A 13137-nucleotide genomic window follows, 5' to 3' on the forward strand; every position below is an offset into this window, starting at 1 on the left:
ACACATTCAATGCGGAACTGGAGGTGAGACCATTTGAAACAAAGCTTGCGAGCCATTAAAAAGGAAGCGACTGCAAGTGCCCTATCTGAAGCTGCATTCCAACTCGCATTAGAGCATGGAATGGACGGATTTGTGGTTGAGGATGTTGTGCAGCGTGCCGGATACTCGCGAAGAACGTTCGCCAATCATTTTTCCTGTAAGGAAGAAGCCGTCGTCATGGCCGGTGAGCACTTTCACAGGATGGAGGAATACTTCGATATGATCAGTCAGCTGCCTGAGGATACAACACCGCTTGAGGTGATGTATCAGTTCATTAAGATGCAGTTGACTGAAGAAGTCCTTCGTCGAATTTATCAGATTTTAGAACTGTCAAAGATCTATCCAAGCTTAATGCCTCATACGCTCACCCTGCTGAATCGCTTGCAAAACGGTGCTAAATTGATGTTAAGTGAATTATTCGGAGATCGTTACCCCGCGGGTTATAATCACTTTCTTGCTGGCGCTGTTTGTGCGGCAATTATCCCTATGCTGGATGGGAGTGTACACGTACAACTTCCTGGGCTTCCTTCAGGAGATAAGGAAGAATCTATTTCATTCGATGAGTACATAGATTCTATGTTTACGTATTTGCGAGATGGATTTTAGAAGAGGCGAACATTAGAGATAGAAGGAGAGAAATCATTTCGATGTCAAAATTACTCTACAGGCTGGGGAAAACAGCCTACGATAAACCGTGGTATTTCATTATGGGTTGGATTTTGGTGCTCGGCATCGTCGGAACGGCACTTGGCATAAACGGTGTGCACGTGTCTTCAGACATCAAACTTGAAGGAACCGCATCCCAGAACGTCTTGGACAAATTGGAAAAGGAGCTTCCTCAAGCCTCTGGTGGTCAGGGAAGCGTAATCTTTAATATCCCTGAAGGCGAGCGTTTGGATACGCCTGAGAATTTGGCAGCCATCAGTAAGGCAGTAAGTGAAGTTTACAAACTGGATTATGTCATTAACCCTGCTGAGCTCGCTGCTGCAAGTGGCGCGGATGCTTCAGCTATGCAGGAACAGGCCAGTCAGAGTGCTGCTGGAGCAGGCGAGCAAAGTGCGGATCCAAGCAACCTGCCTCTTTATGGACCACTCATGATTGAAGGAATGCCAGTACCTGGCGTGTTGATCTCAAACGCTGGAGATGTTGCTCTGTTCCAGTTCCAATTCACTGTGCAGCAAAACTCCCTGCCTAAAGGTGTCACGGATTCGGTTGTGAATGCAGTAAGCGAAGCCGAACAAGGTACAAACATCTCGGTTCTGCCAAGTGATTCCCTGAAAGAAGTGGGCATACCGATTGGAACCAACGAAATCTACGGATTGGTCATTGCGGCAATTGTGTTGTTCATGACACTGGGATCCGTTGTTGCCGCAGGTTTGCCGATTGTCATTGCCCTGTTTGGGGTTGCGGCTGGTGTTGGTGGAGCATTTGCTGTCTCCAACTTTGTCAGCATGACATCCTTTACCCCTGTACTCGCTCTCATGATCGGGCTTGCCGTTGGTATTGACTATGCATTATTCATCGTCAATCGTCAGCGTAGACTTATTTTCGACCAGAACCTGAATGCACGCGAAGCGGCCAGCAGAGCTGTTGGAACAGCAGGAAGTGCCGTGTTCTTTGCTGGATTAACGGTTATTATTGCACTTTGTGGAATGCTGGTTATTGGTATCACCTTCCTGAGCATGATGGCTATCGTCGCCTCGGTTACCGTACTGTTCAGCGTACTGATTGCCCTTACTCTTCTCCCGGCATTGCTGGGTCTCCTGGGTGAGCGCATCTGTTCTCGTAAAGCAAGAGAGAAAAATCTGGCGAACGCACACAAAAAATCAAACGGGTTTGCAAATCGCTGGATCTCTGGTGTCGTTAAATTCCGCTGGCTTGTCATTGTAGCTGTTATTGTCGTTCTGGGTACGGCTGCAATCCCGGTAGCCAAAATGGAACTGGGCATGCCTTCTGGCGCTACCGCTAACCTGGATACGACTGCACGGCAAAGTTACGATGCCATTACAAAAGGTTTTGGTGAAGGATTCAACGGTCCCCTGCTCATTGTTGCTGAACCTACTGATGCTTCCCAAACCGTGTCATTACAAACATTGGGCGCCATCGCCCAGGATCTGCAACAATTCGAACATGTCTCTGTCGTCACACCGGCTGGTGTGAGTGAAGATGGCAAAATGGCCATTCTAAGTCTTATTCCAGATTCGGGTCCAACCGACGCAGCAACCAAACAGCTGGTTGAAGAATTGCGTTCTCCTGACTCTACCATTGCAACCAATCACGATATGAAGCTTGGCGTTACCGGACTTACTGCGGTCAATATTGATATGTCAGCCAAATTGGCTGAAGTCTTCCCTGTATATATCGGAATTATCGTTATTCTGTCTCTGGTCATCCTGCTCCTGGTCTTCCGCTCCATCCTGGTTCCGATCAAGGCAACGATTGGATTCCTGCTTAGTATTCTGGCTACATTCGGTCTGACCACTGCCGTATTCCAGTGGGGTTGGGCAAAGGCGTTATTTGATTTTGACACGGGCGGTCCTCTGCTCAGTTTCATTCCGATCATGGTAACAGGAATTCTCTACGGTCTGGCTATGGATTACCAGGTCTTCCTTGTTTCTTCGATGAGAGAATCTTACGTACATGGTCATCGCGGGAATCAAAGCGTAATGAACGGCTATCAGATGGCAAGCCGAGTTGTCGTTGCAGCTGCCGTTATTATGGTATCCGTATTTGCAGGCTTTATTTTCACGCATGATATTATGATTAAACAGATTGGATTTGCCCTGGCCTTGGGTATTCTGATTGATGCATTCGTTGTTCGGATGGCGCTGGTTCCGGCAGTCATGTCTCTCTTCGGGGATAAAGCCTGGTGGCTGCCAAAATGGCTGGATCGTTCGCTTCCTAACCTGGATGTTGAAGGTGACAAGCTCATTGCTGAACTGAATGCTAAGGAAAAACAGTAAGACAATTAGGATCGGATTTCACCTGTCTATTGCATCATTCCTGGGCTAATCTCGTAGGTTATTTGCACTTCGTTTGTTGTATTTATTAGCAGTTTTCAAACCAAAATAAAGCACTTTCTTGGCCTCTACTTGTCGTACGACAAGCTAAAAGCCTTGAGAGTGCTTTATTTATGCATTTTTCTTGCGCTGTTAATATTCCTTCAATTCAATTATTTATAAAATGTTCATTCATTTTGATTGTTCATTACTTTTGCCATTTCAATTCACTCGCTGATGCACCAAATCTTTCTGAAAAGCAAGAACCCTGTCCCAGTCGCCACTAAAAATCGGAATGCTGTAATACCCTACTCTTTCATATAGCGCTGCAGCTTCTGGCTGAAGTGGCCCTGTCTGAAGCTTCAGATTGGTATAACCAAATTCCGCAGCAAGGCGCTCGGCTTCGGCAAGTATGGTCTGAGCAACTCCTTTACGGCGATAACCGGGTCTGGTGTACATACGCTTAACCTCAACGGATTGATCATCCAGCGGCCTAATGGCTCCGCACCCAACCGGATGCCCATCCAATCTGGCTACAATAAAGGCAGCACGAGGCGTTTCGACGTCCGATGGTTGAAAGCCTGCGGTTCCATCCCCGCCATATAACAAGCCCAGCTCACTGCTTAATTCCCGGATCAACTGTACTGAATCCTCGCTGCGTACGTCCTCAGCAGCCGCTTGTACAACCAACGACATATGTCAAATCCCCTTTACTCTATTGGTTTTATTGGCATTACGGATGTGTATAAAATAACACCTGGTGATCACAGCGTCAATCATTCCATCGATAGATCTTTTGTATAAGTCAGACAATTATTTCAACCATACAAAAACAGCAATAATTACTACGATAACCACGCCTGTACCGATCCATCCCAGACTACTTGCCAGTTCTCCCAGATTACCAAATTGCGCACGCTCCAATCCATTCTTGAACGTACCCGCTGCATGATCGTGCTGCTCTTCTCGTTGTAGTCGCTCTCTCATCATCTCGGGAGTTTCTTGATCTTTATTCATCATTTCCCCTCCAATGGTTCAGATCAATGACTTACTCTCATCAGAGTCAATGTTTGTGTATGCGTATAGGTAATCATACCATATGGAGTAAACTTCCAATTCTTTTTTCGCCAATCTCCCCTCTTCTGATATAGTCTCAGGCTATAGCTAGATATAATTTAATGGAATTACGTTATAACTTCACAACTGTGATAACTTTTCTGTAACACATTTGAAGAGGGGTTATGTAAATGACTAAAAGTAGTGTATTGGGTTACCCGCGAATTGGCGCTGATCGCGAATGGAAAAAAGCTCTGGAAGCCTTCTGGTCAGGCAAACTGGATGAACCCACGTTTCACACCCGTTTACAGGAGATCCGGTTAGACCATTTGCGCAAGCTGCATGATCAAGGAATTGATCTCATTCCAGTCAACGACTTCAGTTATTATGATCACATTCTTGATACTGCCGTGATGTTCGGTATCGTTCCCAAACGATTTACATATGATGGCGGGGCCGTTCCTTTGTCCGTGTATTATGGCATCGCACGAGGCACCAAGGACGCTGCAGCCAGCGAAATGACGAAATGGTTCAACACCAACTATCATTACATCGTCCCAGAGCTAAATGACGTAACTCCCGCACTTACCGAAAATAAACCTCTTATCGCTTACCGCGAAGCCAAAGAAAAGCTCGGGATTGAAGGCAAGCCGGTGATCGTCGGACCCTTAACCTTCCTGAAGCTCTCCAAAGGATACGACAAATCCGAGACGGAAGCCTGGCTGGAACGTTTGCTTCCACTCTACACGCAGGTGCTTCGCGAACTTGCAGAAGAAGGTGTACAGTGGGTTCAGATTGACGAACCTGTTCTGGTTACCGAATTAAGCAAGGATGACTTACAGCTTCTGCAAAACATCTATACGACGTTTGCAGCCGCAGTCCCTAACTTGAACATTTTATTACAGACTTACTTTGAATCTGTGGAGAATTATAGCGACATTATAAGCCTTCCGGTACAGGGAATTGGACTAGATTTCGTACAAGGGCTCTCCGGCAATCTGCAATCCATTAAAACTAAAGGCTTCCCGGCTGACAAAATTTTGGGCGCAGGCATTATTGATGGTCGTGGAATTTGGAAGGCTTCACTTCAAGAGAAACTGTCCCTGCTTGATGTGCTGATTGAGCAGGTCGCACCTGAACGTTTAATTGTGCAATCGTCCTGCAGTCTGCTGCATGTGCCTGTTACAACAAAACGCGAGTCGAACCTCGACCCTGCGCTCAAGAGCTCGCTCGCCTTTGCAGATGAGAAGCTGAAGGAAATTGCTCTTCTGACAAAAGCATGCACATCAAGACATGCCGACATTCTGGAGGCGATTGATAAAGCAGATGAGGCGCTGCTGCCTCTTAAGCAGTCACAGGAACGTAATCGCATTGACGTGCAGCAGGCTGTTGCAGCATTGCGTATACAAGAGCCAGTGCGCTCTCTCCCGTTCGCTAAACGTCATATTGCTCAGCAGGAAAAATGGAAGCTGCCTCTTTTTCCGACAACTACGATCGGCAGTTTCCCTCAATCTGCAGAGGTACGCAAGACCCGGCAGCTATGGCGCAAGAGTGAGTTGAGCAACGAGCAATATGCCCAGTTTATTCGCGAGCAAATTGATGCCTGGATTCAAATTCAGGAAGAGATCGGCCTGGACGTCCTCGTTCACGGAGAGTTTGAGCGTACAGATATGGTGGAATTCTTCGGTGAGAAACTCGCAGGATTTGCCTTCACTCAGTATGGCTGGGTACAATCCTATGGTTCCCGGTGTGTAAAACCACCGATCATTTTCGGTGACGTTGCGTTCGTTCAGCCAATGACGGTTGAAGAAACCAAGTACGCTCAGTCACAGACCCAGCAACCGGTAAAAGGCATGCTGACCGGACCGATAACCATTATGAACTGGTCCTTTGTCCGGGATGATATTCCGCGTGAGCACATTGCTTATCAGCTGGCATATGCACTCAGACAGGAAGTGGAAGCCCTTGAGCAGGCGGGTATTGGCATGATCCAGGTGGATGAACCTGCTGTTCGTGAAGGCCTTCCACTCAAGCAAAATGAGCAAGCTGATTATCTGGCCTGGGCGGTCAAAGCTTTCCGCATCTCCACATGTACGGTACAAGAAACAACGCAAATTCATACCCATATGTGTTACTGTGAATTCCATGACATGATCGATTCCATTGAAGCCATGGATGCTGATGTCATCTCCATAGAAACATCACGAAGTCACGGTGAGCTCATTCACAGCTTTGAATTGAATACGTACAAACTCGGCATAGGGCTTGGTGTGTACGATATCCATAGTCCTCGTATCCCGAGCGTGGAAGAAATGACAACCATGATTGAGCGCGCCCTGCGTGTGCTGGATCCCAAGCTGTTCTGGATTAATCCCGATTGCGGCCTGAAAACCCGTGGACGTGAAGAGACGGTCGCTTCCTTGCGCAACATGGTTCAGGCGACCCTAATCGCACGCGAACAACATCATGCCATCAAAACGCTTTAAATTGAAAAAGAGCAGGAACCCCCTTCCTTCTTATGGGGTGTCCTGCTCTTTATCATTTCTTGTTTTTACTGAAATCTTCAGTCCAGTTAAGCTTAACCCTGTAAAAAATCAATCAATGCTGCATTAAATTGTTCAGGGTGAGTCGCATTAAATCCATGTGGCCCACCTTCTACAACCACCAGACGGCTGCCAGGGATCGATTCATGTGTACGTTGTCCGCTCACTTCGAGCGGAACGATGGCATCGGAATCACCATGGATAACCAGTGTCGGAATACTGAATTTCTCCAGATCCTGACGGAAATCGGTAAGGGCAAAGGCAGCGATACAATCCAATGTCCCTTTAGGAGAAGCCAGAGCTGCAATGTCCCGGTTATAGATACGGAACGGTTCGCTCACAAGGTCCTTACGGTCTCCTGCGGCGAAAAAGTTAGTTGTGAAGCCTTCCAGGAATGCCAGACGATCCCCTTTTACGCCATTTTGGAATTCTGCAATCGTTGCATCATCCAATCCACCTTGAGGATTGTCTTCAGTTATATAGAGATAAGGAGGAACTGCTCCCGCAAATACGGCTTTGGAAACACGTTCGGTTCCGTAAGTTCCCACATAGCGAGCTACCTCGCCGCCTCCCATGGAGAACCCAACCAGTGTAACCTCATGCAGATCAAGGTGCAGAATCAATTTATGTAAATCCGAAGCAAAGGTATCATAGTCATAACCATCCCAAGGTTGGGAAGACTGACCAAAGCCACGACGGTCATACGTTATAACACGGTAGCCTGCTTCGATCAGGGAAGGTACTTGCTTCTCCCAGGATCGTCCGCTCAAAGGCCATCCATGAATAAGGATGATGGGTTTTCCCGCGCCATGATCTTCATAATACAGTTCAATTGGTTGTGCATTCTCTTCGCCTACATTTACTTTAGCCAAGGAAAATCCCTCCGTTAGTTATTATATTTTTGTTTGTTACTATTTAAATGTTACATATGTAAACGTTAATTGTCAATCGTACCCAAGAATTAGATGGAGTATGCCATTTGAACTGAATACAGTGAAAAACCTTTGAAATGACACCTGTCATTCTAGCAAAAAAAGCCGCCTGCTAGGCGACTTATCATGCAAACATATTCTTATTTCTGTTCGTATATATTGCTTGTCATGTTTAATGAGCGTTAGTAGTTGCAACGCCAGGTGCTGGTGCTCTATGCAAAGCCACACGTGCGCAGCTTATTCCCCATGTAACCAGTGCAATCAAAATAAGATTAATCACGATTGAAGTCACTGGTGCTCCGCTATAGATAAGTCGGACGTATCCCCGGACAGCGTTGGATGCAGGCAGGAAATCCCCGATATGACGATAGAATGGTGTGAGCATTTCGGTTGCGATAATGTTGCCTGCTGTCATGAGCTGGAAAGGAATCAAGGCTACGTTGAACAGTGCGCCCAATCCACCAAATAATACAAATGACATTTGAGTCAGGCATACGCAGGCGATGTATACGAGAATATGGAATCCCCACATTTCCCAGAAGGAAGCGACAGGTGTGACAAACAACATGGCTACAGTCGTTATAATGAGAGGCGCTACGATACACACCATCAATAACAGAAGCTGTCTGGCCCAGAAAATTTTCCATCGGTCGTACTTATGGCTAAGGATCATCGTTGAAAGATTCAATTGAATATTCATGGTCATCACTGCGATATATGTGATAAACCCAAGGATCATGGGCAGCATGCTGAGTGCAAAATTGGTGATGTTGTTAGACTTGACCACATTTGTCGTGACCACTTCTTTTTGAACGATTCCTGATAGCTGAGCACCTACGCTGGTAGATATCCCTTCAGCTGAACCTTCCAATATGGATCTGGAAACTTCCGAAGCTGCCTGATTGACATAATACGTTAATTGCCCTTCCCCTTTGTCCAGGTTCGCAGCGAATTGGGCAGGAATGCTTACGATCATACCAATATCCCCATCATTCATGACTTGCTCAGCTTCCTCAAGAGATGAATAGTTTTCTGTTTTGAAAGGGACTGTTTCCTGAATGATCTTTTCTATTCTCTGTCCATTCGCTCCGTCCGAGTTAATAATACCTATTTTAAGTTGGTCCACTCGTTCCGTTGCTCCGTTGTATCCCGTCAACCAGACAATGGTGAATATCAATGGAACGACCAAAGCAAAGACCAATCCGATCTTGGTTTGTAGAATTCTCATAAAATCTTTTAATACTGAAAAAACAGACATGTATTTCTCTCCTTCTTGGATATGGCTCCAATTTCAAATTAATAGGCTAACATATAATAGGCTATGCATGTATATCCGCAAAAAAAGTCAGCTGACGAATCAGCTGGAGATTCCTTCATAAATTTTGTTGAGCAGTACGGCAAGTTGTTCTGCCCCTTCCGGGGTAATTAACTCCCTCAATGACTGATCCATATCATTCATCAGAGGAACTACCTGTAAATAAAGCTCTTTCCCTTCCTCGGAAAGCCGCAGCAGGATGGCTCGCCGATCAACAGGATCGGTGCTTCGAATAATAAGATCCTTATGTTCCAACCGCTCCAATGTCTTGCCGACACTCGTTTGATCTTTACCGTGGAGTTCGGATAACTTCTTCTGTGTAATGCCTTCGTTCTGATACAGTTGTTCGAGCATCCCATATTGTTCAGGTGTTATGCCGTAATCCTGCAGTAGATGGGTAACTCTTTTTTTGTGGACAAAATAAGTTCTGGATAATAGCAATCCAATGGGATCTATCTCTTGATGAGTTGACATCAGGTTAAGCCCTCCCTGAAATACTAGCATAGCCTATTAATATTATTTAAGAAGAATATCCTTAATTTGAACCTTTGTCAATCTAATGTTTCTGAGCCATACGTCTTTCTCGTTTAAAAACGAAAAAGCCGCCTTGAAGGCGGCCCGCTGTTCTTCCGTTAGTAGGGTAAGCTATTTTACTCGAAGCGATACGTCCAGAATGCTTCTCTGCCGAACCTGCGCTGGATTTCTTCATCATCCAATTTCCGGTTACCGACCAGCTCTGCTGCCTGGAATTGCGAACGGTGAGCCTGAATGGCTCCCATTTTTTGCTCCAGATATCCCCTTACATCGACATGTACATCTGGCTTTCCGATGGCTTGCTCATGGTTTTTGGAGAAAGCAACACAATATACGATGGGTCTCTCTTCTGCCGGAAGCCGGGAAATCGTCCGTATGACTGCAGCACCCGTAGCATCATGGTCGGGATGCACGCTATAACCTGGATAAAAGGTAAATACGATGGTAGGTTTGAGTTCCTCTATCAAATCCATGATGCGGCTATCGAGCAGATGTGCATCCTCGAATTCGATCATCTTGTCGTGAAAACCAAGCATTCTCAAATCATGAATACCAATTGCCTTAGCCGACTCTTCGAGCTCCACCTTGCGGATCGCAGGCAGAGTGACTCTGTTTGCAAATGGCGGAATGCCCATATTGCGCCCCATTTCGCCTAAAGTCAGGCAGGCATACGTAACGTACGCACCGCCATCAATATATTTTGCAAGCGTTCCGGCAACGGAAAAAGCCTCGTCGTCAGGATGGGGATATATCACCAAAATGCGTTCATTTTCGTATGATTTATTGTTCATGCTGTTTCGATCCTCCGCTTCCATCAGAAACTCTCCCGACTAAGTTGAAAGGCCACAACCAATTTTCCCTGGCTGTCATGACCAGCCAAAATCAGTCGATCCTTTTCATTTTCATCAATATGGGTAAGGCCTTCCGCATAAACCCAACCCGTCGTCGTTTTTAAGCCTACCCGGTATGGGTTCGTACCTGAAATTGATCCCTGTGTGTATCGAATGGCCGCATTGGAAATGAAAGCCGAAGCAGGGTGACGTGTACTATCGTAGTGATTGGCGTACGCACCTGTCGTCATTTCGAGGTGTAAGTATAGATCCTGATCAATGAAACCATTGAGCCGGGCTTGGACATCTTGAGGTTGTATAAGTTGCATAGTGATCTCCTTATGTGGTCTGAAAGATAAATACTTCATCCATTTTACCATATGTCCATAGAGAATTAACAATTCGAAATCACCTGACCACTTACTTTACATCGGTGAGCACAAATATTCCCTCTAAATGAGCCTCTAAGTGAATAGGTTTATTGCATTACTTATGCTGTATACGTACCGAATTCCGCAGTGAATGTAATTGCGGTCCCGCGCACAGTCGGATCTTCCGCTTCAATATCAATTTCACCATTCATTAACTGTACAATCCGATGACATATCGCTAATCCGAGACCTGTACCTTCCGTCCGGCGAGTAACACTGTTATCAACTCGGTGAAATGGAATAAACAAATGACTCCGTTTATCCTGAGGAATTCCGATCCCTGTATCCCTGACTGTACATTGAAGCCGGATCCTACCAGCATCTATGGAGAGCAGTCTGGCCTCCAAGGAAATGTCACCTTCATCCGTGAATTTCACTGCGTTTCCCAGCAAATTAAGAATCACCTGTCTGAATCTTCCATCATCCCCAATCAGAATCTCTGGAATATCCGGATCAATGGAAACGTTAACTTGCAGTTTCTTATTCAGAATTCCAACCCTAAGAATATCCAGCGTATCCGTTACGGCTTCCCTGATGCTAAAGGCTTCCTTCAGGAGCTGTTCATGATTTGAATCCAATTTGCTGTAATCCAGAATATCATTGACGATACGCAGCAGAGACTTCCCGCTTTTTTGCAGTGTGGCTACATATTCCTTCTGCTTATTGGTAAGATCGGTTGCAGCCAACAGATCCGTGATTCCCATCACGCCATTCATCGGGGTCCGAATCTCATGATTCATGGTGGTAATAAACTCGCTCTTCACCTGGTTGGCCATTTCCATGGCTTCCTTCTCGATTAAGAGATGCTTCTGTTCGTTAAGCAATCTTCTCTGTACTGAAAGTGAAGGGAATACAACCTCGTCCGAAGGCAGATGGCTATATAAGGGTGATTTCACAAATTCCACGTCAGTCATCATATACTCATGCTCTCTCATCATCTTCAGCTGCAAGGACGAAGAAATGGCGGAAGCGTTATATGCGCATACAGATACCATCCCGTATTCACGGACTACGCCGCAAGTTTGTCGCTCATAATTGACCAAATTCCCTTGGATCTTGTCTTCGCTATGCTCCCCCCACGTCATTACATTGGCCCACGTACGAATGGACATGTTATTCTCTTGTACCATCCCCATTACATGGTGAAAATGAGTGAGAATATGCTCAAAACTAAAATCTCCCCGTGATCCGTAATAATCCACGTTGTTAGCATAATGAAGATACTGAAGCTGGTCACCGGAAATAACATCGTTGAGCTTGTTATAAATATCATGATATGTGTCTGCTTCTTCTATCAATAAAATGTGATGACCTTGGTCTATACCCGTTAGAATATAGGATACCGCATTATCAACATAACGATCGAAATCCTCGAACAAATAAATGATATGGCCTCCATCCGTGACACTGGTCAACGAATTTAACGGTACTGCTTGTTTGTTCATATAAGGACTCCTCGGATCTTGCTTTTATTTTCTACTATAAAGGATATAAATTCATACGTCACATCTATTATGGAAAAAATACGAAACTGTCGACGTAATCGAAAAAAAGCCGCCATATCGGCGACTTATTTCGTAGCTATCTTTGCTTCTTGTTGCTTATTGGACATCATATATCCTTCAATAACATGTCCTTGTTTATTCTCTGAACTCTGTCATGATTTTGATCAATTCCTCAAAATGAGGCTTCATTGTTCTCATAGTTAAAATCTTCAATTGCTCCGTGGTCGCAAACTGTCCCCATACCAACTCGTGTGCGGCCATTTCCTTGAACTGTAGAAGGGTGTCATCCATAGCTCGTAGCTCTTTGGCTATGGAAGCGAACGTATTTTTTGTTTTCTGCGGGATTTGCTTTGGCTTATCTTTCCAATAACTGTAACTGACTTCGTACATGATCGTGAATACATCCGCTTGCATTGCAAGGATAAACAAATCCTCCTGCTCCTTGGAAGTCATCACTGTTTGATTCACCATAAACTGAGGGGCAGTATCGTTCACATAATTATCACTAAACTCTACAAGCGTAATCAGAAATTGTGTAGCTTCGTCCGCTTGGCTCTTGGCACGTTCGATAAGCTTCTGCACTTTAGCAGGATCTTCCTGATCGGTTACTTTACTGATTTTCTCGAGTGTTTCGGCCAAGGGAATAACCGAATGTCCTTGTCTCAAAAGTGTCAGAAAACCACTATTATTTTTCGCTTGGTAAAGTTTCTTCAAATTTTCCGATTCTTCTCTCGCCGTATTGAGTTGATAGTTGTAAAACCCAACAATGAGTAAAATAAGGACTGCGAATATCCAGACCAACTTGGATTTTTTTGTAATCAAATGATCATCTGCCGTTTCTAGAGATATTATATGCCAGAATATGAATGCAATAATTGGCACATTTGAGAATTGTAGCATACGGGGCGGACCGTCTAATACAGGAGATTATTGCCATATGTTTTGTCTAAAAA

12 protein-coding genes are annotated in these 13137 nt (G+C 45.2%); 3 read left to right on the plus strand and 9 right to left on the minus strand.

Annotated features, from left to right (window positions below; genetic code table 11):
* Positions 1-33 precede the first annotated feature (33 nt).
* Together PIL01S_RS00755 and PIL01S_RS00760 are read left to right on the plus strand one after the other, a co-directional pair.
* Complete coding sequence (locus tag PIL01S_RS00755; protein WP_246058052.1) at positions 34-645, plus strand: TetR/AcrR family transcriptional regulator; 612 nt, start codon at positions 34-36, stop codon at positions 643-645.
* Between the two features lie 41 nt (positions 646-686).
* A complete protein-coding gene (locus tag PIL01S_RS00760) occupies positions 687-3002 on the plus strand; it encodes an MMPL family transporter (RefSeq protein ID WP_127535830.1) in 2316 nt (771 codons plus the stop codon).
* Positions 3003-3260: 258 nt separating this feature from the next.
* Here PIL01S_RS00760 and PIL01S_RS00765 read toward each other — a convergent pair whose 3' ends face one another.
* Positions 3261-3734, minus strand: a complete 474-nt coding sequence (locus PIL01S_RS00765; protein WP_110822259.1) for a GNAT family N-acetyltransferase — start codon at positions 3732-3734, stop codon at positions 3261-3263.
* A 117-nt stretch (positions 3735-3851) separates the two neighbouring features.
* Positions 3852-4055, minus strand: a complete 204-nt coding sequence (locus tag PIL01S_RS00770; protein WP_127535831.1) for a DUF6366 family protein — start codon at positions 4053-4055, stop codon at positions 3852-3854.
* A gap of 230 nt (positions 4056-4285) precedes the next feature.
* On the opposite strand from PIL01S_RS00770, the gene metE reads away from it, so the two are divergent.
* Complete coding sequence (metE, locus tag PIL01S_RS00775; RefSeq protein ID WP_127535832.1) at positions 4286-6580, plus strand: 5-methyltetrahydropteroyltriglutamate--homocysteine S-methyltransferase; 2295 nt, start codon at positions 4286-4288, stop codon at positions 6578-6580.
* 92 nt (positions 6581-6672) lie between these two features.
* On the opposite strand, the gene PIL01S_RS00780 is transcribed toward metE, so the two are convergent.
* From PIL01S_RS00780 to PIL01S_RS00810, 7 genes are all read right to left on the minus strand, one after another.
* Positions 6673-7509 (minus strand): alpha/beta fold hydrolase, encoded by an 837-nt coding sequence (locus tag PIL01S_RS00780; protein ID WP_127535833.1) that lies wholly within the window; start codon positions 7507-7509, stop codon positions 6673-6675.
* A 232-nt stretch (positions 7510-7741) separates the two neighbouring features.
* On the minus strand, positions 7742-8827 hold the full coding sequence (locus tag PIL01S_RS00785; protein ID WP_127535834.1) for a YhgE/Pip domain-containing protein: 1086 nt from the start codon (positions 8825-8827) through the stop codon (positions 7742-7744).
* A gap of 99 nt (positions 8828-8926) precedes the next feature.
* Positions 8927-9358: a MarR family winged helix-turn-helix transcriptional regulator gene (locus PIL01S_RS00790; protein ID WP_164764145.1), complete on the minus strand. Its 432-nt coding sequence runs from the start codon at positions 9356-9358 to the stop codon at positions 8927-8929.
* 176 nt (positions 9359-9534) lie between these two features.
* Positions 9535-10209: a bacillithiol biosynthesis deacetylase BshB2 gene (gene bshB2, locus PIL01S_RS00795; RefSeq protein ID WP_127535836.1), complete on the minus strand. Its 675-nt coding sequence runs from the start codon at positions 10207-10209 to the stop codon at positions 9535-9537.
* Positions 10210-10232: 23 nt separating this feature from the next.
* On the minus strand, positions 10233-10577 hold the full coding sequence (locus PIL01S_RS00800) for a YojF family protein (protein WP_095287272.1): 345 nt from the start codon (positions 10575-10577) through the stop codon (positions 10233-10235).
* Positions 10578-10738: 161 nt separating this feature from the next.
* Positions 10739-12124, minus strand: a complete 1386-nt coding sequence (locus tag PIL01S_RS00805) for an MEDS domain-containing protein (protein WP_127535837.1) — start codon at positions 12122-12124, stop codon at positions 10739-10741.
* Between the two features lie 195 nt (positions 12125-12319).
* Positions 12320-13006 (minus strand): hypothetical protein, encoded by a 687-nt coding sequence (locus tag PIL01S_RS00810; RefSeq protein ID WP_127535838.1) that lies wholly within the window; start codon positions 13004-13006, stop codon positions 12320-12322.
* Positions 13007-13137 lie beyond the last annotated feature (131 nt).

The organism is Paenibacillus illinoisensis NBRC 15959 (genome assembly GCF_004000925.1).
GTDB lineage: Bacteria > Bacillota > Bacilli > Paenibacillales > Paenibacillaceae > Paenibacillus > Paenibacillus illinoisensis.